General features: G+C 36.4%; 20 protein-coding genes. All 20 read left to right on the top strand.

Annotated features, from left to right (window positions below; translation table 11 throughout):
* The first annotated feature begins 1 nt into the window (after position 1).
* The 20 genes from NSS71_RS20950 (at position 2) to NSS71_RS20855 (ending at position 24,044) form a co-directional block, all read left to right on the top strand.
* Positions 2-238: a DUF6171 family protein gene (locus tag NSS71_RS20950; RefSeq protein WP_047945019.1), complete on the top strand. Its 237-nt coding sequence runs from the start codon at positions 2-4 to the stop codon at positions 236-238.
* Positions 239-849: 611 nt separating this feature from the next.
* Entirely contained in the window at positions 850-1,251 is a 402-nt protein-coding gene (gene nrdI / locus NSS71_RS20945; RefSeq protein WP_047945020.1) for a class Ib ribonucleoside-diphosphate reductase assembly flavoprotein NrdI, read from the top strand.
* The gene (gene nrdE, locus NSS71_RS20940) at positions 1,211-3,304 is read left to right on the top strand and encodes a class 1b ribonucleoside-diphosphate reductase subunit alpha (protein WP_047945021.1); all 2,094 of its coding nucleotides are present in this window, start codon (positions 1,211-1,213) and stop codon (positions 3,302-3,304) included. The genes nrdI and nrdE overlap by 41 nt, the downstream gene beginning before the upstream one ends.
* Before the next feature lie 65 nt (positions 3,305-3,369).
* The gene (gene nrdF / locus NSS71_RS20935) at positions 3,370-4,347 is read left to right on the top strand and encodes a class 1b ribonucleoside-diphosphate reductase subunit beta (protein WP_341152005.1); all 978 of its coding nucleotides are present in this window, start codon (positions 3,370-3,372) and stop codon (positions 4,345-4,347) included.
* A gap of 220 nt (positions 4,348-4,567) precedes the next feature.
* The gene (locus NSS71_RS20930; RefSeq protein WP_047945023.1) at positions 4,568-5,074 is read left to right on the top strand and encodes a sigma-70 family RNA polymerase sigma factor; all 507 of its coding nucleotides are present in this window, start codon (positions 4,568-4,570) and stop codon (positions 5,072-5,074) included.
* A 3-nt stretch (positions 5,075-5,077) separates the two neighbouring features.
* Positions 5,078-6,100 carry an anti-sigma factor gene (locus NSS71_RS20925; RefSeq protein ID WP_047945024.1) on the top strand — a complete coding sequence of 341 codons (1,023 nt, stop codon included), beginning with the start codon at positions 5,078-5,080 and terminating at the stop codon, positions 6,098-6,100.
* Positions 6,085-6,393, top strand: coding sequence for a hypothetical protein (locus NSS71_RS20920; RefSeq protein WP_061800621.1), 309 nt, complete (start codon positions 6,085-6,087; stop codon positions 6,391-6,393). Before NSS71_RS20925 ends, NSS71_RS20920 begins: the two co-directional genes overlap by 16 nt.
* Before the next feature lie 136 nt (positions 6,394-6,529).
* Complete coding sequence (locus NSS71_RS20915) at positions 6,530-8,269, top strand: ABC transporter ATP-binding protein (protein ID WP_341152004.1); 1,740 nt, start codon at positions 6,530-6,532, stop codon at positions 8,267-8,269.
* Positions 8,266-10,068, top strand: a complete 1,803-nt coding sequence (locus NSS71_RS20910; RefSeq protein WP_061800626.1) for an ABC transporter ATP-binding protein — start codon at positions 8,266-8,268, stop codon at positions 10,066-10,068. The genes NSS71_RS20915 and NSS71_RS20910 overlap by 4 nt, the downstream gene beginning before the upstream one ends.
* A gap of 233 nt (positions 10,069-10,301) precedes the next feature.
* A complete protein-coding gene (locus tag NSS71_RS20905) occupies positions 10,302-11,393 on the top strand; it encodes a threonine aldolase family protein (protein ID WP_095259207.1) in 1,092 nt (363 codons plus the stop codon).
* 4 nt (positions 11,394-11,397) lie between these two features.
* A complete protein-coding gene (locus tag NSS71_RS20900) occupies positions 11,398-11,829 on the top strand; it encodes a GNAT family N-acetyltransferase (RefSeq protein WP_047944668.1) in 432 nt (143 codons plus the stop codon).
* Positions 11,830-12,031: 202 nt separating this feature from the next.
* Positions 12,032-14,074, top strand: coding sequence for an ABC transporter permease (locus tag NSS71_RS20895; protein ID WP_341152003.1), 2,043 nt, complete (start codon positions 12,032-12,034; stop codon positions 14,072-14,074).
* A 12-nt stretch (positions 14,075-14,086) separates the two neighbouring features.
* Positions 14,087-14,584: a GNAT family N-acetyltransferase gene (locus tag NSS71_RS20890; protein WP_047944666.1), complete on the top strand. Its 498-nt coding sequence runs from the start codon at positions 14,087-14,089 to the stop codon at positions 14,582-14,584.
* 418 nt (positions 14,585-15,002) lie between these two features.
* Positions 15,003-16,841 (top strand): methyl-accepting chemotaxis protein, encoded by a 1,839-nt coding sequence (locus tag NSS71_RS20885; RefSeq protein WP_061800630.1) that lies wholly within the window; start codon positions 15,003-15,005, stop codon positions 16,839-16,841.
* Positions 16,842-17,101: 260 nt separating this feature from the next.
* Complete coding sequence (locus tag NSS71_RS20880; protein WP_047944665.1) at positions 17,102-18,319, top strand: MFS transporter; 1,218 nt, start codon at positions 17,102-17,104, stop codon at positions 18,317-18,319.
* Between the two features lie 114 nt (positions 18,320-18,433).
* Positions 18,434-18,571: a small acid-soluble spore protein O gene (sspO, locus tag NSS71_RS20875; RefSeq protein WP_047944664.1), complete on the top strand. Its 138-nt coding sequence runs from the start codon at positions 18,434-18,436 to the stop codon at positions 18,569-18,571.
* Positions 18,572-18,924: 353 nt separating this feature from the next.
* Positions 18,925-20,205, top strand: a complete 1,281-nt coding sequence (locus tag NSS71_RS20870) for a hypothetical protein (protein ID WP_341152002.1) — start codon at positions 18,925-18,927, stop codon at positions 20,203-20,205.
* Positions 20,206-20,268: 63 nt separating this feature from the next.
* Positions 20,269-21,936, top strand: coding sequence for a sensor histidine kinase (locus NSS71_RS20865; RefSeq protein ID WP_082138449.1), 1,668 nt, complete (start codon positions 20,269-20,271; stop codon positions 21,934-21,936).
* Positions 21,933-22,661, top strand: a complete 729-nt coding sequence (locus NSS71_RS20860) for a LytR/AlgR family response regulator transcription factor (protein WP_047944662.1) — start codon at positions 21,933-21,935, stop codon at positions 22,659-22,661. The genes NSS71_RS20865 and NSS71_RS20860 overlap by 4 nt, the downstream gene beginning before the upstream one ends.
* Positions 22,662-22,811: 150 nt before the next feature.
* Positions 22,812-24,044, top strand: a complete 1,233-nt coding sequence (locus NSS71_RS20855; protein WP_341152001.1) for an L-lactate MFS transporter — start codon at positions 22,812-22,814, stop codon at positions 24,042-24,044.
* Positions 24,045-24,348 lie beyond the last annotated feature (304 nt).

The following is a 24,348-nucleotide window of genomic DNA, read 5'->3' as shown; positions in this document are numbered from 1 at the left end:
GATGGCTTGTGTAGGCTGCGAGCTAAAGGAACAAGTTAGTCAATTAGATGTTGATACACTTGTTCAAGAACAGCTTTCTTTCGAAGTAGATTTAGCGCGAGAGGAAATAAGAGAGCTGCGATTGAGCATATGTGCCAAATGCGAACACCTAAATCAGCATACATGTGGAAAATGCGGATGTTTTGTTCGCTTCCGTGCTAGCTTAGACAAAAAAAGCTGTCCTGATAAAAAGTGGTAGGACTAATAAGAATGAAATATCGAGTGAGATAAAGGGAGGCAGCACATTGCTGCCTTCTTTCTTTATGAATAAAAGTACAAACAAATATTTTTTAGAGAAAAAGGTGTAATCTTTTTAAGAGAAGGGAAAGAAAAAAGCAAAAAATGTATGGAAAAAAATTGGCTGCAACCTTATAATAAACTTTTGAATTTAAATGGAAAAATAAAATTTTTTTATAAGATGAACTTATGCAAAAAAGTAATAAAAATTTTTTAGCGTTTATCTAAAGACAAATATTTTTTAGGGTGATAAAAAAGTAAGAGCCTTCTTTTTAAATGAAAAGTCGAATGAAAACAGTCTGTATCAAATGTTAGTTAAATTCATTCAAAATTATTCGACAAGGAAATATAAAAATCTATCAAATTTAAGCGATAATTGTTGACAAAAAAATATAAAAGTACGTTATTGACTCTTACCTCAAAAAAGGATTATATAGTCTTAGACACAATATATTGAAACGGAATATCGACATCTATCTATATTTAGTAGACTTTGTAAGAAATGGAGCGTATTGCTTAAAATATAGCTTTTTTTCTTTTTTTTATTCAAGTCTTTGCAAGGAGGGAGAATTAGTGCTTATTGTTTATGACAGTAAGACGGGAAATGTACGAAGATTTTTTAATAAATTAGGACTTCCAGCAAATAAAGGAATCGAGATAAGCGCTGGGTTAAAAGTTCATGAACCATATATACTATTAACTTACACAACCGGGATGGGACAAGTTCCTCAAACAACTTTAGACTTCCTTAAAATAAATCATCCAAACCTTCATGCTGTAGTTGCCAGTGGAAATAAAAACTGGGGCCAGAATTTTGCTTTAAGTGCTAATAAAATATCAACCATGTACGGAGTACCAATCTTACATAAATTTGAAATGAGTGGTATGCCTGAAGATGTAGAGATAGTTAGAGAAAGGGTGCAAAGTATTAGCTATGAGACATATAGAACTAAACAACGAAGTGACACAGCTTAATGAAAAGGGGTTTTTCCGCCTCGAAAAAGATAAAGAAGCTGTTGCTGAATTTCTAGAATCTGAAATCAATCCAAAATTGATTCGTTTTGACTCTATTGAACAAAGATTTAAATATATGGTGGAAGAGGACTTCTATTATCCACAGGTTTTAGAACAATACAAGATTTCGGAAATTGAGGAAATTACAAAGCTTGTATATGCATATGAATTTGAGTTTCAATCCTATATGGCCATATCCAAATTTTATAAAGATTATGCCTTAAAAACAAATGACAAGAAGCAATACCTTGAAACATATGAGGACCGAATTATTATTGTTGCTTTATTCTTGGGACAAGGTGATTTCGAAAAAGCAAAGAAAAATGCAATCGCAATGATTGAACAGCGTTACCAGCCTGCTACACCTACTTTCTTGAATGCAGGTAGAAGTCGCCGTGGTGAGATGGTTTCTTGCTTCTTATTAGAAATGGACGACTCTTTAAATTCGATTTTCCATAATATTAATACATCTGGACAGCTATCGAAAATAGGAGGAGGCGTAGCCCTTAACCTTTCGAAGCTTCGTGCCCGCAATGAGCAAATAAAAGGAATTGATAATGCTGCATCAGGTGTAGTGCCTGTCATGAAGCTTCTAGAAGATACTTTTTCTTATGCAAACCAATTGGGGCAGCGAAAAGGCGCAGGTGCTGTCTACTTAAATATTTTCCATTGGGACATTGTGGAATACTTAGATACAAAGAAAATCAATGCCGACGAGAAGTCGCGGATCCAAACACTTTCAATCGGCCTAATTGTGGAAAATAAATTCTTCCAATTAGCGAAAGAAAACAAAGACCTATACGTATTCGCACCATTCAGTGTGTACAAGGAATATGGCATTCATATGGATGACATGAGAATGGATGAAATGTATGAGGAGCTTGTAGCTAATCCGAACGTGAAAAAACGTGTCATTATGTCTGCACGTGAAATGCTGACAAAAATCGCACAAATCCAATTGGAGTCTGGTTATCCATATTTTATGAATAAATCAAATGCCAATAAAGGACATGCTCTTAAAGATATTGGACAAATTAAAATGAGTAATTTATGTACAGAGATTTTCCAGCTTCAAGAGACATCAGAAATTACGGATTATGGACAAGAAGATATTATTCGCCGTGATATTAACTGTAACTTAGGCTCTTTAAACATTCCAAATGTGATGAAGCCAGGCGAAGTATTCAGAGATTCTGTTCATGTTGGTATTGAAGCATTAACTACTGTATCAAATATTTCAGACATTCAAAATGCTCCATCTGTTAAAAAAGCTAATGAAGAACTTCATGCAGTCGGTTTAGGGGCGATGAACCTTCATGGCTATTTAGCGAAAAACAAGATTAGCTATGAGTCAGAAGAAGCAAAAGATTTTACTGCTACTTTCTTTATGATGATGAACTTCTATTCTATTGAGAAGAGCATGTTAATAGCTAAAGAAAGAGAAGAAACATTTAAAGAGTTCGAAAAATCGGAGTATGCTAAAGGAACTTATTTTGAAAAATATAAACAAGTAAGCTTTGCTCCGAAAACAGACAAAGTAAAAGAATTATTTGCAGGTATTTATATTCCAACTTGTGAAGACTGGGCAGAATTAGCTGCACAAGTGCAAAAACATGGGATGTATAATGCGTATCGCTTGGCTGTTGCACCAACCCAGTCAATAGGGTATATCCAAAATGCGACAGCATCGGTAATGCCGGTTGTTAACCAAATTGAGTCTCGCACTTATGCTAACTCTACGACTTATTATCCGATGCCATATATGGATGAAACGAACTTCTGGTATTATAAATCAGCGTTTGATATGAACCAATTCAAGGTAATGGACTTAATCGCTGCAGCTCAAGAGCATGTTGACCAAGGGATATCAACAATTCTTTACGTAAACTCAGATGTTTCTACGAAAGAATTAGCTCGTTATTATATTTATGCAAATGAAATTGGATTAAAATCACTTTACTATACAAGAACTCGCAATCTAGCTATTGATGAGTGCATTGCATGTGCCGTTTAAGAGAAGAATGAAGAAGTAGGAGGAGGAAACTCCTCCTGTTTTCTGGAATTACTGGGGGTAATAAAATGACAAAGTATGCTGTTAACTGGAATCAGCATGAAGATGATTTCACACAAATGTTCTATACACAGAATACTAGACAGTTTTGGCTGCCAGAAGAAATCAGCCTTTCTTCTGATAAAAATACTTGGGTGGAATTGTCGAAAGAGGAGCAAGATACTTACAAAAAAGTACTTGGTGGTCTTACGCTGCTGGATACAGAGCAAGGTGGCGAGGGAATGCCGCTAATTGGCATGCACATTGAAGGATTGCAGCGTAAGGGCGTTCTTTCTTTTATGGGGATGATGGAGCAAATCCATGCTAAATCGTATTCCACTATTTTTACTACATTAGCGTCTGAGGAAGAAATTGACCAAGTATTTAATTGGGTGCATAATCACCCACAGCTACAAGCAAAGGGAAAACGTATCTCTGAATATTACCAGAAGCTGTTTAGCCCGAAAATAAACAAATATGATCTATATATGGCAATGGTTGCTTCCGTTTATTTGGAATCATTCCTTTTCTATTCCGGTTTCTTTTATCCTCTATTTTTAGCTGGACAAGGAAAGCTAACTGCTTCAGGTGAGATCATTAACTTAATCATTCGGGATGAGAGCATTCATGGGGTCTATGTTGGGCTTCTCGCTCAAGAATTATATGCACAATTGACACCAGAGGAACAAGAACAAGCTACTCGCGAAAGATTAGCATTACTAGACTCTCTATATGAGAATGAATTGGAATATACACAGGATTTATATCAGCATATCGGATTAGTCGAGGAAGTAAATAAATTTATCCGTTACAATGCCAATAAAGCTTGTATGAATCTTGGCTATGAACCTGTCTATCCTTCCGAACCAATCAACCCGATTGTTGAAAATGGCATGAAGACAGATACAAAGAACCATGACTTCTTTTCTGTAAAAGGAAATGGTTATGTCAAAGCGACAAAAGTAGAACCTATATCAGATGATGATTTTGTTTTTGATTGGAAGTAAGGCAAGCTATTAAAAAGAATAGTTTAGGTGAGTGCTAGTGCTCGATAACTACCTCGAAATCCCCTCTGCTTGCGGAGGGGATTTTTTTGCCTTCTTCTCATAAGGTTGCGCCTATATTTGACGGTTCGGTACACTGGGATAAACGTAAAATGAATTTTTTTACAAAAAGTGCAACTTTATGTATGAATGAAACGTGGTCTAGGTGAAAGGGGGAAAAAGTTTGGAGCTAGATGATGCATATCGCATGTATGTAAATGAATTATATCGTTATCTATATTCCCTTTCAAAGGACCATCATACTGCAGAGGACTTGGTACAAGATGCCTTCTACCGAGCATATAAACAATTAGATACTTATGACATTCTGGAAATCAAGCCATGGTTATTCAAAGTAGCTTATCATGCATTTATCGATTACACCCGAAAAAGAAAACGAATTGTTCTAAAGGAATCCTTTCAGGAGGAAATAAACAATTCCACACCAGAAAGTAAAATCGTGCATAAAGAAAGCTTTAACCAGCTCTTATACTATATATCCCAGCTTTCAGAGAAAGAAGCAAATGCGATTATTTTGTGTGATTTCCATCAGTTTCCTTATAAAGAAGCAGCTGCAGTGCTAAATCTAAAAGAAAATACGGTGAAGAGCCATGTCTTCCGCGGAAGAAAAAAATTGAACAGGATGGTTCAAAAGGCAGAGGAAAATAGCATGGGAAAGAAAGGCAGGTAACTTATGAAAAAAGATGGATTTAAAGAAGAAGAAGAGAAAGATTATCTAAATAAAATCCAAGAGGCAATAGATGAATTTGAAGCAGAGACCCCATTTACAGATAAGGATCAGCAATTGATTGTAAGAAGAGGGAAAGTGGAGGCAAGACTTACCAACATTTTATATAGTCTTACCATTCTCCTCCTTATCATCCCGGCTGCAACGCTAGGGAGCTATCTTTACTACGGAATAGGAAATAAGGCGAATGATTTAATTGATATCATGGACAAAACGATTTATATTACCAAACCGAATGTAAGCTTAGAAGAAATGGAGATTGACAGCAAGATAGGCTTCTTCAATATGGATTTATCCTATGATCTATATAAAAGGGTAGGAAAAAAGGATGTTCGAATTGGAGATTCAAAGGCTCACTTCACCTTTAGTACGCCTTCTTTTCCAGATACAAGTTTTATTACAGAAAAACCATTTACTGAATACCGCGATGAGGATAAGGAAGTATTATTTCACCCCCATAGAGCCATTCCTTATACAGTTAAACAAGACGAAACGGTATTAAAAGGATTGCCGGATGGAACTGTTGCAGAGGCTTTTGTTTCATTTGACCAATTATATACAGAAAAAGAGCTTTTTAGTGAATTTCCAAAGGATATAGATTTAATTTGGTTCGCAGTTGATACAGGTTTAGAAGAGAAAAATTTAAGTGCAGATGGCGATTATATTTCCCCTATTGGATATCCGGCACAAGAAGATCCTGATAATTGGTCTCCTTTTAATAGCGATGAAATAAACAGTAAGCAATTCATGGAAATACTTACGTTTCTAAGCAAAAATCAAGAAACGGCAGAAACGATTGCGGAAAGACCCCTGGCTTTGCCTGAGAGAATCGCCTATCTGCAGAAAAATGGTATTCACATTTATGGAGCTGTTGTAACAGGTCCAAAAGAATCGCTTGTTAAGCTGCAGGACAACGATATGGTTAAAGGAATGAAGCTAGGGGAAGTGAGGTTATGGAATTGGTATTGAAAAAACAAAGAATAAGATCAACAAAAAATACATGGACTGGACTTGTTTCATTTTTATTAAGCTTAGTTGCATTAACAGGAATAAACTTAGGGCTTATTTTTGAGGTGGATATTTTTCCTGAATTAGTCTTTACAAAAATCCCATTCATTAGTTTGCTTTTAGGGATAATTGGTTTATTTACAAGAAATAGGTCAAGGGCGTTTGCGGTTATAGGTATTTCTCTTAGTGTTTTTATTTTCGTTTTCTTCATTATGATGTTTGGCTTAGCCTGGACAATCAATCCAAAACCATAAGCTGAAAAAAGCTACTATTAAGGTAGCTTTTTTATTTTAAAAAGAAAGAAATTTCATAATCCGAAAAATTTTTAGAAATCATGGTGAATATTTTCATTATTTGTAATACAATAACTCTTTGTGGGGAGGAGAAAGAATGAACTTATTAAGAACTACTTTACAGCATTTTAAACCATATTGGCGCAAGTTACTGATTGCCTTATTTTTCTCATTAGTTGGCGGTGCGTTTACGATTCTACCTCCAATCCTTGTCGGGAAATTGGTAGACGAAGTAATCGGTGATAAAGCGATAGCCTTTATATTATGGATTGTTTTCGGAATATTAGCAGCATTTTTAGGAAAAGCGCTATTTGAATCCTTACAAGAATTTGTACAGGTGAAGATTGGCTTTGATGTTATTACAGATATGCAGATTCGTGCCTTTAAAAGGCTTCATCGAACACCGATGTCCTTTTTCTCGAATACACCTCGTGGAGACATGTTATATCGCCTGACCCATGATGTAGAATCTATTCAGAATTTGAACAATACCGTGGTACCTCGGATTCTTCAGCAAGTGATTAGTGCGGTAGCGGCTTTTATCACCGTGTTTGCAATATATTGGCCAGCAGCGATTGTGATGTTCGCAGTATTTGCTATTTATATTTTTCCATCCTTTAAATTAGGGAAGACCATGCGGAAGATGAGTGCCGTACAAAGAGACATGAGTGCAGATATGTATCAGCATCTCCAGGAAAGCATTGAGAGTGTTCGACTAGTAAGAACCTATCAAACACAAAAAGACGAAATAGCAACTCAAGAGCAGAAACTAACAAATTGGAAAAATTATTCTATCCGGGCAGCTTTAATCGGAAAAGTCAATTGGCGTCTTGGAAATTTATTTAATATCGCTACACCTGGTGTGGTGATGCTTATTGGCGGATTGGCAATTTGGCAAGGGAATATTACGGTTGGAACCCTTATTTCCTGCTTGAATTTTATTCCGATTATGTTTCAGCCAGTTCGTTCCTTAGCGGAAAATGCTTTAACGATTCAGCAGGCGATTCCTGCTTTACAACGAATCTACGAATATTTTGATCTGCCAGAAGAGCATGAACAAAATCTTCCGAATTTTGGTTCAGTCCAAGGGGAAATTGATTTACATAATATTTGGTTCTCCTATCCAGGAAGTGAGAAGCAAGTATTAAAAGGTGTGTCGGTATCGGTAGAGAAAGGAAAGCATATCGGTATTGTTGGAACGAGTGGGGGCGGAAAGAGTACACTTATTCAAATACTGCTGGGATTATATGAACCGGAGAAAGGTTCTGTCACCATCGATGGAAAAGATCTCTTTGCTTATAATCGCAATAGTTTTCGCAGACAGGTAGGTGTGGTCTCACAAGAAACCTTCCTATTAAATAGTACGCTTCGCAACAATCTTTTATATGGTAAACCAGATGCAACGATGGAAGAGCTGGAACAGGCTGTGGAAGCGGCAGGGTTAAAAGAGCTGATTGATTCTTTAGAGGATAAATATGAAACGATTGTCGGAGAACGCGGTTTAAAACTATCTGGAGGTCAAAGACAGAGGGTTGCCCTTGCACGAGCGATATTGCGCCAGCCGCCAGTATTGATTTTTGACGAAGCGACGTCATCCCTAGATGGGGAAACAGAAGAGAAGGTTCAAGAATCGCTGGAACAGTTAATTCCAGGGAGAACAACCATTACGATTGCCCATCGCTTGATAACCGTTAGAAAGGCAGATGCTATCCTCTTGCTTGATCAAGGAATGGTTGCCGAACAAGGAACTCATGAAGAGCTGCTAGCGTTAAAAGGGCAGTATTACCAATTATATCGAGCACAATATAGCGAGCTAGAAAAGGAGATGATTGGATGAGTAAGCAGAAAATCTCCAACCAAAAGCAAATGGGCGACGGCAAACGTGTTATTCGATTTTTAATGCCTTATAAGAAATGGGTAATTGGCGATTCTATCGTTATTGCGATTAGCCAAGTTTTTTCTGCATTAATACCAACTTTAGCATTGAGCTGGCTCATTGATACCATCCTGCCAAGTGAGAATCATACATGGTTATGGGGATTAATGTGGTTATTGGTATTATCTGCTGTATTAGATTTAGGAATGATGATAATTGATGAGTATTTTTGCCATATTACAGCAAAGTCTGTTACAAATAGGCAAAAACTACGATTATTTGGACATCTGCAAGTACTGCCTTTTTCGTTTTATCAAAACAATTCATCTGGAGAATTGCTAGCACGAACTTCGGATGATCCAGATACCCTTCATAATTTTTTAGCATGGGAAGGGTCAACTTTTATGGCGAGTGCACAAGGGGTAGTGATTTATAGTATCGTTCTACTTTTCATTCACCCGTATTTAATGATTACAAGTGTTGTGCTTGGAATCCTTTTTTATTGGGCATCGAACTATGTTGGCGCAAGAACGAGAGCAGCATCAGCGGACGCTCGGGCAGAAGCCTCTAGATATTTAGAGAGATTAAGAGAATCTGTAACAGGTATTCATCTTTCCCGAGTAATGGGTGTTTCCGATAGTGAAGTGGAAAGTGTTATTTCCATTAGGGATTCTTTTGTGAAACATTCTCTAAAAGAATTAAAAGCAAGAATGCAATCGGTTGTAGTGATTGCAAGTTATAATGGTTTTGCATTAGGTCTAGTATATTTTATTAGTACATTACTTATTTGGAATAACGATTTAACAAGTGGTCAAATGCTTACGGCAGGTGGCTTAGTAACTATTGCAGCAAATGAAATGCAGCGACTTCTTCGGAATTGGCTTTCGGTCAGAAGAACAGGACCAGCGTTGGATCGCTCGGATATTTTGCTGTCACAACCGGTATCGGAAGCAGAAACGAAGCAAGGGTTGAAGGGAACAAGAGCAAAGGGTGACGTTCGTTTGAAAGATGTTTCCTTTGTTTACCCTGATAAAGAGGAGAATGTCTTAAAGGGTGTTTCATTTACCATTAAGGCGGGAGAAAAGATAGCGTTAGTTGGACCAAGTGGTTCAGGGAAATCAACGATTATTGACTTGCTGTTTCGATTATATGATACGACAGAAGGTTCGATTGAAGTAGATGGTCGAGAAATCAAAGAATGGGATACAGATTGGCTTCGCTCCCAAATGGCCATTGTCACCCAAGATGTATTAATGCGAAGTGGGACATTAGCAGATAATTTACGAATCGGCAAAAAAGAGGCAACAGAGGAAGAATTGGATGAGGTTCTCCGTGCGAGCGGTTTAGGTGAATTAGTAGACTCCCTTCCAGATGGACTAAATACAAAAGTTGGCGAAAGAGGAAGCCTTCTCTCTGGCGGTCAAAAACAGCGTCTGTCCTTAGCAAGGGCCATTCTAAAGGATGCGCCGATTCTTGTTTTGGATGAAGCAAGTTCGGCACTAGATCCAATTACAGAGGCGAAAATTAATGAAGCGGTTTTGAAAACAACGAAGAAACAAACGATATTCATTATTTCTCACCGTTTATCAACAGTATTAGCCGCAGATCGTATTATCGTATTAGATAATGGAGTAATTGTCGAAGAAGGCACCCATACAGAACTGTTACAGAATAATAATGGAGTATACACGCGCTTATTCAAGCGGGAAACAGATATAGGAGAAGCAACCGTCAATCATACAAATGCACAGTTGCTATAATTAAAGGCAAGGAACAGTAATTTCTTATGAGAGAGATTACTGTTCTTTTTGTGGTTGGAGGAGGAGAAAAGGGAACAGAGAAATGTCGAAATACTCATTTATGAAATAGTAGTGGGCTCGGTCGCTTTTTGTAGGGAAACAAAAGAATAAACGGATAAAAAATACATCGCAGAATATAAAAGTGCTATAGTTATTCTATAGTCGAAATATTCTGAGTGGGAGTAGGGGAAAGAATGACAAATATATTAAGGGAATCCTATAACAAAACAACCTATAAACTAGGCAATCATGGCAAAAGAAATGTCCAAGTATTAAAAGAAGCGTTACAAGAAATAGATGAAAATGCAGAAAGTGATATTTACGGACAAGGAAAAATAATAGAAGACTTTCAGCAAAAAATGGCTGATCTATTAGGAAAAGAAACGGCTGTATTTTTTCCCAGTGGGACAATGGCACAGCAAATCGCACTCCGTATATGGTGTGATGAAAAAGATTTAGGAAAAGTCGCTTATCACCCATTAAGTCATTTAGAAATACATGAACAAGATGGATTAAAGAAGCTTCATAAAATAGAAACGATTCTTTTGGCCGATGAGACTAGAGTCATAGGGTTAGATGATATTAAAGAGATGGAGCGCGGAGTTGCCTGTGTGCTGTTAGAATTGCCGCAGCGAGAAATTGGGGGACAACTACCAAGCTTTGAAACATTAGAACAAATTTCATTCTATTGTAAAGAACAAGGCATTAAACTCCATCTTGATGGTGCAAGATTATTAGAGGTGCTCCCTTACTATCAAAAAACTGCTGCAGAAGTATGTGCATTGTTTGATAGTGTCTATCTGTCTTTTTATAAAGGAATTGGGGGAATTGCTGGGGCCATACTTGCGGGGAATGCTGATTTTACTAGTCAATCCAAGGTTTGGAAGCGAAGATATGGCGGTGATTTAATCAGTTTGTATCCGTATATTTTGTCTGCTGACTATTATTATGAAAAACGCGCTTCGAAAATGGCTGAATACTATGAATCTGCTAAAGAGCTGGCCGCACTATTTAATGGGTGTGAAGGAGTTCGCACTCTTCCGGTTGTACCAGTGTCTAATATGTTCCACGTTCATTTTGAGTTGGGAAAAGAAGAAGTAGAACAAATTTTAACTGTTGTTCATGAGATAGCAGGAATTGGAATAAGCGGCTATGTGAAGGAGATTGACGAGAAAAACTCATCCTTTGAAATCAGCTTAGGGGATGCTTATCAAGAAGTTCCGAAAGAGGCTGTCAGGGAAATGTTTAGTTTATTTGCTGAAAAAATAAAGAAGAGAAGAGGATGACATAATGGAAATTATCCAGCAATGGGTTCAGGAAGATAGTGATTATATTCGAAGAAAACTGGTTGCTTATAATATGGAGCAACTACCAGAAAAATTAAAAAGCCCCTATGAAAATATTAGTTTTGTTGTAAAAGATGATGAGGGCATAATCAAGGCAGGTATTACTGGTCATATGTTTTGGCAGCATATGCATATTGATTTCTTATGGGTGGACACGAGTGTCAGAAAAAAAGGATATGGAAGCGAACTGCTGGCAAAAATGGAACAAGCTGCATTAGAAAAAGGATGTACATTTATTTACCTTGATACGTTCAGCTTTCAAGCTCCGGCCTTTTATGAGAAGCATGGCTATGAAGTATTTGGGACATTAGATAACTTTTCGGAAGGTGTTAAACAATATTTCTTGCAGAAAAGGCTGGTTGATGAGAAGAAGTAGAAGATCTGTTTGGCTGAAAAGAGCAAAGATAGGATTGAAATTCCCTCGGTTATCCAAATAAATATATAGACTTCACTTCTATTAATTAAATTAGAAGCCCCATTTTTTTATCCTATGGTTTGGAAAAAATAGGTTGATAATTGATTAATATATCCATATAATTTGAATAGTATAAATATTTAGATAGGAGAAAAGGGGATCAATGAGAAAATTCGCGAAAATTATTATCTATTATTTACTAGGAACTATTGCGATACTAGCATTAAGTGTTTTTCCAAAATACTTTCAAATGAGAGATTTTCCTGAGGGAGAGGGATATTTCTCCACTCTATTCTCCTTTTTGTCGAAGGAATTATTTCAAAAAGAAGGCTGGGTATACACATTAAATGGTGTAGATCAAAAACCAATATTAGATGTACTCTGGCCAGCTTTTATTTATTCGATGGAAATTTTGCTTTGCGCTATTCTCCTCGGATGCTTCGTTGCTTTTATTTTATCCTTATCATCCTTTTTTCTGCCTAAGTTTCTGTTACAGCCATTAAAAAGATTTCTGGATTTAATAGAATCAATTCCAGATATTATTATTGCTACACTTTTGCAAACAATAGTAGTTGTTATCTATATGAAAACGGGTGTAGAGATATTTGCGGTGGCAAGCTACTCCAATGAAGCCTACTTAGCCCCAATTATTACGTTAGCTATTATACCTGCTGTTTCGCTATTTAAAATATTGCTTTTAATGATGGAAGAAGAATATTTAAAGGTCTACGTTACTTTTGCCAGAAGCAAAGGGATTGCCAATATTGCTATTTTACTTAAGCATATACTGCGTAATATTATTCCGATTTCCTATCACCATTTAAAGATTATTATCTGGGGGATGCTTTCTAGTCAATTTATAATGGAACGTTTGTTTAATGTTCATGGAATTACCTATTTTCTTGTAGAGAATTTTACTCCTATCACCATCGCTGTTTCGCTCTTATTAATCTTTACTCCTTTCTTTGTATTCTTTCAATTAATGGAGGAGGTTGTAAGGGAAGAAAAAGAAACAGTGAAAGATGTGAAGAAAAACGCTTGGAAGTATCATTGGAGAATAAATAATCTGGTTGCATCAGTGAAAATTTATTTTAAAAATATTAGGGATTCAACAAGCCTTATAAAATGGCATACATTTTCCGTGGGGAGGCCCTTTATAAAGTTTCTTCAAGTATTTGGTTCATACATGAAAAATTGGAAGTTTGCTTTAGGTAGTTTATTTTTTATTGGTGTAATCGGCTATAGTGTAGCGTATTCTCTTATAACAGATAATCATATTGACCAAATCAGATTGTATTATGCGGATGATGGATCTACGCTAATTTCTGCTATGCCGCATGCACCAACTGAACCTTTCTTTTTTGGATCGGATAAATTAGGATACAGCTTATTTGATCAACTTGTGGTGGGTGCAAAGTATACATTGTTTTTTGCTCTCTTGATTGCTTTTTTACGCGTGATAGGAGGATTAATATTGGCTATATTTTATTCCTTCTATTTTACTAAGGGCTTGCAAAGTATTTTCGCAAAATTATCTGATTCTATACACTTTATGCCGTTGAGTCTTGTTGCTTATATACTATTAAGGCCCATACTTGTACCAACTATAGAAGGATACACAAACACTTTTACAGAGCGTATTTTATTAGAAACACTGATATTAACAATACTGGTGCTCCCGCTAACTACAGTTCTTATCGGAAAAGAAATGAACCATGTCTTGGAAAATGAATTTATAATCAGTGCAAAAGTATTAGGCGGAAATAAGCTTAAGCTTTTTACAAGACATGTTTTACCACATATAAGCGCTCGTTTGACGATTCTATTTGGGCAGCAGTTTATTCAAGTGTTGCTAATATTTATGCATCTAGGTCTTTTTAATTACTTCTTTGGCGGTACTAAAGTATCTTTTGATCCATTGTTTCCTGATCCGCCAATGTCTAGTACCTATGAGTGGTCTGGATTAATTGGACAAGTAGGAAGAACTACAATATCCTCAGGACGCTTTTGGTATTTCTATATTTTAGTTGCTTTTATGTTATCGATTTTTGCGATGCAACTAATTATTCAAGGAGTAAAAGAAATGCAGCAGGTTAAAGTGGGAGTAACATATAAACTTCCAAAACTTCGAGGTGAGAAAAAAGCGAATGCTAGCAAATTAGAAACTTATCCGATTTCAAAATCCAGCTTTAATCAAATCAGATAGGGAGAGATCCAAATGGAAATCAGGCAATTACGCCCCGATGATGCAGAGGCTTATTTCGCCCTCAGATTAGAAGCATTGCAAATTAATCCCGAAGCATTTGGTTCTAGCTATGAGGAAGAAAAGGATTATCCGCTAAGTCGAACACAAAGCAGGCTAAGTGATCCATCGTCTTATGTATATGGGGCATTTGTGGAAAAGGATTTAGTAGGCGTTGTAACATTAATGAGAGAAACCAAGATAAAAATGAGCCATCGTGCGAATATTTACGCTGTCTATGTGACCCCTAAACGTAGAGGGAAAGGTGTGGCGAAGCAATTGCTCAAAGCCACAATAGAAAAATCACGTGATTTACAGGGAATAGAACAAGTATACTTAGCAGTTGTTGCAGAAAATACAGCTGCAAAAAAAGTATATCGAGCATTTGGATTTGAAACGTATGGAATCGATCGAAAGGCGATAAAAATAAACGGAAAATATTATGACGAAGAGTTAATGGTTCTCTATTTATAAAAAATGTAAAACAGTGATAGCTTTATGAGATAAAGCTATCACTGTTTTTATTTTGGACAGAATCACTAATTAAAGAGTTGAAAATAAAGGGAAATAATATAATAAAAAATTATTTAAATATAAACAAAAGGGTAAAAAGTCCGATAAATTATTTGTAAATAAAATTGAATTATTCTGTAAATTACATTAGTATTATACATACAAAGTAATAAAGTACCTTGCTTTATAAAGGGTCTGATTCTATTTTACTAATTGCAATCATACATAGCCACAATAAAAATAGAGGCAGATAAGCAGAAAGATCGATATTTAATGAGAAGGAGGAATAAACAAAAAAACAAAAATTGCTATTTTGGAATAGAAGAGAAAAATCTCTTTAGTAGTGGAGGTTTGAAATCATCAAAGGGGAGAACTTGTGATGGCGAAAATGAAATTTAAAAAACAAAAAATAACCAGTTTAAAGAAAGAAAAAAAATCGCAGAAATCTATTTTTAGCAAACTAAATATCAGAAAGATATCAGGGAATAGAACTTTAAGAGGAGTTAATAGCCGGTTCACTAAATTTAATAATATTACAATTGGCTGGAAATATGGAATAACATTATTATTTGTTTTTGCCCTTTTAACCATTACTACAGTATTAGTAACGACGCGTTTAATCCATATTAATAATAGTATTGAGCAATTAAATAAAACAGATGAAAAAGCACTTATTATTACGGAAATGGGATCACTTACCCGAGAGAAAAGTCTTAGTATTTTAAATTATCTGGACTATCAAAACCCTACATATGTGGATGAATTTCAGGTGATTAATACTAAATTTAATGAATATGAAGAACAAATAAAAAAAGATCTTCGAAATAAAGATGAAAAAGCGTTATTCGATGAAGTGGTAGATCGCAATAAACAAATGAATGACTTATTCTTAGAGCAGATTATTCCTGCTATTGAAGCAAACGATCGATCGGCGGTTAATTCCTTAAGTTTAACCAATACAACTATTCGCAATAGAACAATTACTGCTTTAAATAAAATGCAAGAACAGGTACAAGTTAGTCGGACAGAGGCAGCGGTAGACGCAATCGCTAGTGGAAGTGTTGCAACCAAGACTTTAATTATCTCTATGATTACAGCATTGCTAATTGGTACGGTGCTAATTATTATTATCAGCAGCAGAATTACACGTAACTTAAAGAAAGTAGTAGAGGTTAGTGATACGATTGCACAAGGAGATTTAACGGTAGAAGAGGTTAACTACAAAGGTAAAGATGAGATTGGCCAATTAGCTCAGTCCATGAATAAAATGAGCAATAATTTACGAATGGTCATTCAAAAAATATCAGAAGTATCGATTACAGTAAACAAGCAGAGTGAGAACCTATCCCAATCTACTAATGAAGTAACTGCTGGAAGTCAGCAAGTTGCAACGACCATGCAAGAGCTATCGTCAGGAGCAGAAAGTCAAGCAAATACAGCTACTGATTTAGCATCATCAATGGAATCTTTTTCTGGCACAATCGGTGATGCCTATAATCAAGGGGAACTAATTTATCAATCATCAAATAAGGTATTAGGCATGACAAATGATGGCAGTCGCTTAATGGGATCTTCTATTGAACAAATGAATGTAATTAATCAAATTATGAAGGAAGCTGTGGATAAAGTGCGTGGCTTGGATACCCAATCGCACGAAATTTCTAAGTTAGTTTCTGTTATTAAGGGGATTGCAGATCAAACAAACTTACTTGCTTTAAATGCAGCTATTGAAGCAGCACGTGCTGGAGAGCATGGAAAAGGATTTGCGGTAGTTGCAGATGAAGTAAGGAAGCTGGCTGAACAAGTTGCATTCTCCGTCACAGATATTACCGATATTGTCGGAAGCATTCAAAAAGAATCAAGCGTGGTAACAGAATCCTTGCAAGGTGGTTATGAAGAAGTAATGAAGGGGGCAGAACAGATTAAGATGACTGGGGAAACATTCGAAGGTATTAAAGATGCTGTTAATGATATGGTAAATAGCATTGAAGTTGTTTCCGAAAATCTAGCATCTATCTTAGAAACAAGTAAAGAGATGAATCGTTCGATTGAAGATATCGCTGCAATTTCCGAAGAAGCAGCTGCAGGGATTGAACAAACATCCGCTTCCGTTCAACAAACAAGCAGCTCTATGCAAGAGCTCTCAGATAGCTCACATGAATTATCTAACTTAGCAGTAGAGTTAAATGGATTAGTAAAAGAATTTAAAATCAATTAAGCATTAAAAAGGTTGGGACATAAGTATTCCAATTAAATTTAATCCCGAACAATTATACGTACACACTAAAAAAATTCGTATAATTGTTTGGGTTTTTTATTTATTTTAAGAAAGAAGGTTTGTGGTAATCGCCCGCAGCCTAAATTATTCGGGAAATGGAAATTTCGGGTATAAAAATAAATGGTTGTATGCTATGATGGAGGAAATAAATCTCATTGGCTTAGTTGTTGATTGCTGATGTTTTAGGAGAGCGATACTAAATGGAAATTTGGAAGCGGAATTTGCTTGTTTTATGGATAGGGGTTTTCTTTACCTCTGCATCCTTTAACATGGTAATTCCCTTTTTACCAATTTTTCTTATTGAATTAAATGTTCATGAAAACACAGAGATTTGGGCTGGAGTACTATTTAGTGCAGCGTTTTTTGCCGGTGCGTTTGCTTCACCGTTTTGGGGAAGGCTTGCCGATAAATATGGAAGAAAACCGATGATTATTCGCGCGGGGTTTGTGCTATTTGTTGTTTATACGTTAGCTGCATTTGTTACCAATCCCTATCAGCTATTAGTACTTCGTATTCTGCAAGGATTGTTGTCTGGATTTATTCCTGGGGCGATAGCTTTAATTGGGACGAATACTCCTTCAGATAAAACTGGTTATGCATTATCAATGATTTCTACGGCATCTGCATCGGGTGGGATTATGGGTCCGTTGATTGGAGGCGTAATCTCCCAATTAGTTGGAAACCGACTTTCCTTTGCGAGTGCTGGGCTCCTTGTTTTTATTGCAACGTTTTTAATTATTTTCTGGGTAAAAGAGGATAATTTTTCGCCAAGTAAAGAAAAAGGATCTGTCAGAAATGACTTGCGGATTGCTTTTTCCAATAAACCGTTGATGCTTGTACTCTTGTTAACAATTGTTACCTCATGCTCGATCATGACGATTGAGCCAATATTGCCTCTCTATATATTAGAGGTCGGAGGTTCCATGGACAAAGCCTCCTTATTAGCAGGTATAATCTTCTCACTCCCTGGTATTGCTAGTGTCATAATGGCACCATATTGGGGTAAGTGGGCGGATAAGGTTGGATTTAACCGCGTCTTATTTATCGGATTACTGGGCGGCGGGCTTGGTACTTTTGCCCAAATCATTTTCAGTAATATTTGGGGCTTTTCAATTACTCGTTTCATTTTTGGACTCTTCTTCTGTGCAGTATTCCCAGCATTAAATGGGTTAGTTGTGAAATCAACAGCAGAGGATTTCCGTGGTAGAGCCTTTAGTTTAAATCAAACAGCCAATCAACTAGGAGGAATGTTTGGACCGATGATTGGTGGTTTCCTTGGAGGAGTTCTCCCTGCTCAGTCTGTGTTTATTGTAACAGGTATTCTGCTGATCGTAGCTACAGGGATTGCTTATAAAAAAGGGAATATATTTAGTCCAACCATGAAACAAAAAGTTAAAATAGTTACACATGGGAAATAAATTTTAAGAGACTTCCAATGCCAAATGGGGGTCTCTGTTTTATTATAAAATACACCTAAGTTCTTACATATTTCAAAAAGGAGCAAGAGAGAATAATGGGTGGAGGTGATAATCATGACAAAAAATAAAAATAAAAATGCGAAGCAAGCAGTACAAAATGATACAGCTCGTCAATATGATCATGAATTTGCCAATGAACCATTAACAGCAGCGGAGAAATTAAATAATAAAAAGACGAAAAAAAGACAATAAAGTGTTCCGAAAAGTATCCTTCAAATGAGGATACTTTTTTTCGAGCAGGAAAAAGTCAAAAGAATAGAAGGAGTACGTAACAAAAAATATCAAGCTGTTGGTATCATAGAAGAAATTTTTAGAGAGTGTGAAGAGAAGTGGAATATTTACTGAATAGCGAAGAAATGAAAAGATGTGATTTAGCGAACATAGGATGCCCAAGGGTTAAAGGAAGAAGAAGATGTTCACCTAAGGGGCTATATTCATGGATTGGCAGGTGATACTGCAATAGCCAAAAAGGCTGGATGGATATTGCTGGAAGATGATATATGGGATGTGATAGATTAGAAAGTGATATAAAGGAGGAGTTAAGAATGGATACAAGAATGGAAAAATTAATTAATTTAACAAGGAGACAATGGGGGTTAGAAGATTATTATTTAGGCAGACATCATTTATTTAGACAGCTTACATTGGATGGCGAGACAGTGTATTTCTTAAATATGGAATGGTTTCCGAATAAATACGCCGATTGGACAGATGAGGAGGAGAATCCGGAAGGGACTGCTTCGATTGATATAAATATACATACGGAGGAATTCGAATCTGTTATTTTTGTCCAAGGAGTAACCTATGCGAAAAATGGGGTAGTATTTCCACATAAAGATGTAAAAGAGGTAAAAAAATGGCTTGCCGAATTCACAGGCTTAAATATAGAGAAGGATTTTATTTGCAAGCAAAGAGACGAAAGAGAGTATTACTTTGAGGAACAGTGGAATGGTATTCCATTATCTCCATCCTCTTCAATAACTGTAGAGTTTAACGAAGACGGAGAGCTAACATTTTATTCGAAACATATAAGTGTGTTAACGAATAAGAAAGAGTTAGAAGAAAAATATACTTTATCGCTAGCAGATATCGAGGATATAGCGAGAGATCAAGTAGTTTTAGCTGAATTTCCTAATGAGGACGGCAAGTTAATCGTATATGGAGTGGAAGAAACGTATATAAGAAATGATCGGAAAGGAAGCCTTCCATTTATGGAGGAGAAGTTTGGTTTTCGAAAAAACATCAACAAAGAGATAAAATGGCAGGAAGGAAAAGAGGATGATTTTGATAGGAAGCCCTTAGATTGGGCGAATGAAGTAAGTGTGGAAGATGCATATTTAAAGATTCCACATCCAGATTCGCTGCCAATCACGGATGAAGACACAGAAAAATGTATCCAAGAAGTAACCGATTTTTTGCGCATGAAGTATCCGAATGATTCAGGTAAATGGATGCTTAAATATTTATATAGAGAAAATTTTAATTTGCTTGCACGGATTGAGGAAAGTGTCCCTAAAAGTATATTTGCAGGAAGAATCCTTACTTTTCATGATCAAGAGGGAAAGATAGTGAATTATATGGATAAAAAAGAACTTTGGGATGAAATTCTCGATGCAAAGGAAAAGGAAGTAATTAAGAAAGGGAAGGAGATAAAAATTACTAAAGACGAAGCTTACAAAAAGCTGAAGCCATATTTCACCTTAACCCCTTATTATGTGTTTGATCCCGCTGATAAGAAATGGGTGCTATGCGGGAAGTTGGACTGTAACTACTGCGTCGATGTCGAAAGTGGAGAAATCAGTAATCTCGAGGATTCTTTTTCTTAAATTAATGATACATTACTAGTATTAAAATACACCAAAGACTGCTGAACACAAGGAGGAAGAAAAATGAACTCTTCCCTAGAATTGCAAATGCTCATTCAATTATTTGAACGAGCTGCCCTTTTACTCATTACTTTATTTTTTATGACAAGAGTACCGAAGTTTAAAGAGACCTTGCAAAAGGATCATCACTCGCCAACAGAGCTGACGTTAATTACACTAATATTTTGTGCCTTCGCTCTATTTGGAACCTATTCGGGAATTCAAGTAGAAGGTTCGATTGTCAACATCCGCACAATTGCCATTATGTCAGGTGGTATCTTGTTTGGCCCATGGGTTGGAATTGTGACCGGAATTGTTTCCGGCGTACATCGTTATTTAATTGACATTGGTGGCGTAACCTCTATTCCTTGTTTAATTACAAGTATTTTAGCAGGGATTGTATCTGGTTATATTCACCTTCGTGTGAAAAAGAGTAGTCGCTGGATTTATGGAATAGTTGCTGGAATGCTATGTGAAATGCTAACAATGATTTTGATATTATTTATGGCAGATCCTTTCGACTTAGGAATAGATATTGTTTCGATTATTGCTTTACCGATGATTTTAGGACAAGGGAGCATTGGGCTAATTGTCTTGATGATTGCCAGCGTAGAAGGAGAAAAGGAAAGAATCGCGGCACAGCAGGCACAGCTGGCCCTTAATATTGCGAATAAGACCTTGCCTTATTTTCGTTCTATTAATGGGAATTCTTTGCGAACTATTTGTACCATTATAAAAGAAGATATTCAAGCAGACGCAGTAGCTATTACGGATACTAAAGATGTTCTTGCATATGTAGGGTTTGGGGAGGAAAAATATAAGATCGGCCAAGAGATTATCAGTGATTTAACGAAAGAGACCATTCGAAGTGGCAAGATTACGATTCGGAATAATATTGCCGATCATCATACTCCGCAAATTCATTGTTTATTAATTATTCCGTTAGAGGAAAGAGGGATTGTAACCGGTACTCTAAAAATTTACTACCGAAAAGCTTATACAATTACCAATACATTGCAAACAATGGCAATTGGATTGGCGCAAATTATCTCAACCCTTATGGAAGTATCGCGAGTGGAGCAAATGAAAGAGGAAGCAAATAAGGCCGAACTGAAAGCACTACAAACAAAAATTAATCCCCATTTCTTATTTAATGCGCTAAACGCGATTGCATCCACAACCCGTCGCGATCCTGAAAAAGCGCGCGAATTAATTATTAATTTATCGGGGTATATGCGCTATAACTTAGAGGTTGGAGAAGAGCTTATTGATATCCAGCTCGCACTTAAGCAAGTAAGAGACTATATTCAAATTGAAAAAGCTCGTTTCGGGAACCGCCTGCAAGTGAACTATGAGATAGATGATATACATATTAAACTTCCGAGTCTTCTCATCCAGCCATTGGTCGAAAATGCGGTTGTACATGGAATTTTAAAGCGAAAAGGTCCTGGAGTTGTAACGATATCAGTCAAAGATTTAGGAGAGACAGTAAGGGTTAGTGTGCGAGATACTGGAGAAGGGATTGCCCAGGAGGTAATTGATCGTTTAGCGAAAGAAGAGGTATCCTCCAAACAAATCGGTTTAACAAATGTCCATCAACGAGTAAAATTAATGTATGGAACCGGTTTAAACATTCGTAGATTAGAGCCAGGTACGGAAGTTTATTTTGACATAACGAAGGAGATAGCATGAAGGCAATAATAGTAGAGGATGAAATTCCAGCAAAAGAAGAGTTAGAATATTTAATTCAAACCCATAGCAAAATTGATATTGTCGCCACTTTTGAAGATGGCTTAGATGTGCTTAAATTTTTGCAAGCAGAAGAAGTGGATGCCATTTTCCTGGATATTAATATACCTTCTTTAGATGGGATGCTTTTGGCAAGCAATATTAGTAAATTTGCGAAAAAGCCTTATATCATTTTTACAACTGCTTATAAAGAGCATGCAGCACAAGCATTTGAATTAGAGGCATTTGATTATATTCTTAAGCCGTATGAAGAAAAGCGGATTGCCGCAATGCTGGCAAAGTTAGAAGCAGCTTTCCAAAAAGCAAGCGGTGGAGAAGAAGAAATTACGACAGAAATAAATCGTCGGATAAACTTGCGTAAAAATGAAAATATCATTGTGACAGATGTCAATGATATTTATTATGCAGAAGCGAGCGAAAAAGTAACATTAGTTTATACGAAGACAGATGAATATATGATGCCAATGAGTATCTCTGATTTTCATGATAAATTGCCGCAGGATACCTTTTTCCGCTGTCATCGCTCCTACACCGTGAATCTTTCAAAAATCCATGAAATTGTCCCATGGTTTAACCATACGTATCTGGTGAGATTAAAGGATATTAAGGCGGAAATTCCTGTTAGCAGAAGCAAAGCCAAAGCATTTCGACAAATTATGCATCTATAAATACCATTCATTCCGAATAAAGGGTATTTCATTCTGATACCGGTTTCAAAAATGTTTCAGGCGGTATAATTTAACTATCAAAAGAAAGCATAAACAACCTTTTATAGTAAAAAATACTGTTTATAAACCGAGTAGAAAGAGGAGATCGGAATGAAAGAACGAAATGGCAATCGCTTGCAGATAGTTATTGGTACCATTATTGTGCAAATGGGATTAGGAACAATATACACATGGAGCTTGTTCAATCAACCTCTTGTTGATAAATTTGGATGGGATTTGAGCGCAACGGCTATCACTTTTTCCATTACTAGTTTTGCGCTTGCCTTCGCAACCCTTTTTGCCGGGAAAATTCAAGATAAATGGGGACTCCGCCGCTTAATTGCCTGTGCTGGAATCATGCTAGGTGGAGGATTAATGGTTACTTCACAAGTATCTTCTTTATGGATGCTTTATCTTGTAGCAGGTGTTTTTGTAGGCTTTGCAGACGGAACTGCGTACATCACGTCTTTATCTAATTTAATTAAATGGTTCCCTGAGAAAAAAGGATTAATTTCTGGTATCTCTGTAGGAGCATATGGAACCGGCAGCTTAGTTTTTAAATATATTAATACAAGCTTAATCGCAGCTTATGGTGTTTCAACAGCCTTCTTAATTTGGGGAATTATTGCTTTAGCAATGGTTGTCGGCGGATCATTCCTTTTAAAAGAAGCACAGGAAGTAGAAACAACTACAACTTCTTTAGCACCAGAGCAAAAGAATTATACAGTGAAAGAAATGCTAAAAACAAAGCAAGCATATTTACTCTTTGTTATTTTCTTTACCGCATGTATGAGTGGATTATACTTAATCGGTATTGTAAAAGATATTGGTGTCAGTCTAGCGAATCTAGATGTGGCGACAGCTGCCAATGCCGTTGCTTTAGTAGCGATATTCAATACAATCGGTCGTATTATTCTTGGAGCATTGTCTGACAAAGTAGGTCGTATAAAAGTAGTATCTGGAACATTAGTCGTAACAGCGGCAGCGGTCACTGTATTAAATGTAGTTCCATTAAGCTATCCATTATTCTTTGCTTGTGTAGCCGCAATTGCATTTTGTTTCGGAGGCGTTATCACCGTATATCCGGCTATTATCGCTGATTTCTTTGGACTGAAAAATCAAAGTAAAAACTATGGTGTAATCTATCAAGGCTTTGGATTTGGAGCTTTGGCTGGATCGATGATTGCAGCAGTACTCGGAGGATTCCATGCAACCTTTACAGTCATATCTGTTTTATGTGTCGTTTCCTTTATCATTACTTTAATCATAAAGCCGCCACATATGAAGCTGCAGCCAAAAGAACCAAAACAGCCGCAGCCTAGACTTGCAAATCGCCTTGGATAAGATAGCAAGAAAAGGACCCCGTAAATGGTAAATTCCATTTACGGGTTTTTTGCTGTAAAATAGTTGTTTCCACATCTATCCAATAAAAGAGAAAACATGAAACATGAGCCTAGATTTGATAGAATAAAAGCATCAAATCATTTTTTTATGCTTTTCCACATACACATAATGTAAGGACACATAACAAAATACGTCTTTAGTCGTAGAAAAGATTCCATTTAAGGTCTATAGCAAGAAGGAACTTGGTTACGTTAAAATAGAAGTAAATAAATCATCGATTTTTGAAACAAAAGCTGAAATGAAA

The organism is Niallia sp. FSL W8-0951, assembly GCF_038006525.1.
Taxonomy (GTDB): domain Bacteria; phylum Bacillota; class Bacilli; order Bacillales; family Cytobacillaceae; genus Niallia; species Niallia circulans.
Note: the sequence above shows the minus strand (reverse complement) of the source record. Positions and strands in the feature narration are given on the sequence as shown.

Coding starts and splice junctions, on each gene's coding strand:
- NSS71_RS20950 (WP_047945019.1), top strand. CDS start 2: ATGGCTTGTGTAGGCTGCGAGCTAAAGGAACAAGTTAGTCAATTAGAT.
- nrdE (WP_047945021.1), top strand. CDS start 1,211: ATGAGACATATAGAACTAAACAACGAAGTGACACAGCTTAATGAAAAG.
- nrdF (WP_341152005.1), top strand. CDS start 3,370: ATGACAAAGTATGCTGTTAACTGGAATCAGCATGAAGATGATTTCACA.
- NSS71_RS20925 (WP_047945024.1), top strand. CDS start 5,078: ATGAAAAAAGATGGATTTAAAGAAGAAGAAGAGAAAGATTATCTAAAT.
- NSS71_RS20920 (WP_061800621.1), top strand. CDS start 6,085: ATGGAATTGGTATTGAAAAAACAAAGAATAAGATCAACAAAAAATACA.
- NSS71_RS20915 (WP_341152004.1), top strand. CDS start 6,530: ATGAACTTATTAAGAACTACTTTACAGCATTTTAAACCATATTGGCGC.
- NSS71_RS20910 (WP_061800626.1), top strand. CDS start 8,266: ATGAGTAAGCAGAAAATCTCCAACCAAAAGCAAATGGGCGACGGCAAA.
- NSS71_RS20905 (WP_095259207.1), top strand. CDS start 10,302: ATGACAAATATATTAAGGGAATCCTATAACAAAACAACCTATAAACTA.
- NSS71_RS20900 (WP_047944668.1), top strand. CDS start 11,398: ATGGAAATTATCCAGCAATGGGTTCAGGAAGATAGTGATTATATTCGA.
- NSS71_RS20895 (WP_341152003.1), top strand. CDS start 12,032: ATGAGAAAATTCGCGAAAATTATTATCTATTATTTACTAGGAACTATT.
- NSS71_RS20890 (WP_047944666.1), top strand. CDS start 14,087: ATGGAAATCAGGCAATTACGCCCCGATGATGCAGAGGCTTATTTCGCC.
- NSS71_RS20885 (WP_061800630.1), top strand. CDS start 15,003: ATGGCGAAAATGAAATTTAAAAAACAAAAAATAACCAGTTTAAAGAAA.
- NSS71_RS20880 (WP_047944665.1), top strand. CDS start 17,102: ATGGAAATTTGGAAGCGGAATTTGCTTGTTTTATGGATAGGGGTTTTC.
- sspO (WP_047944664.1), top strand. CDS start 18,434: ATGACAAAAAATAAAAATAAAAATGCGAAGCAAGCAGTACAAAATGAT.
- NSS71_RS20870 (WP_341152002.1), top strand. CDS start 18,925: ATGGATACAAGAATGGAAAAATTAATTAATTTAACAAGGAGACAATGG.
- NSS71_RS20865 (WP_082138449.1), top strand. CDS start 20,269: ATGAACTCTTCCCTAGAATTGCAAATGCTCATTCAATTATTTGAACGA.
- NSS71_RS20860 (WP_047944662.1), top strand. CDS start 21,933: ATGAAGGCAATAATAGTAGAGGATGAAATTCCAGCAAAAGAAGAGTTA.
- NSS71_RS20855 (WP_341152001.1), top strand. CDS start 22,812: ATGAAAGAACGAAATGGCAATCGCTTGCAGATAGTTATTGGTACCATT.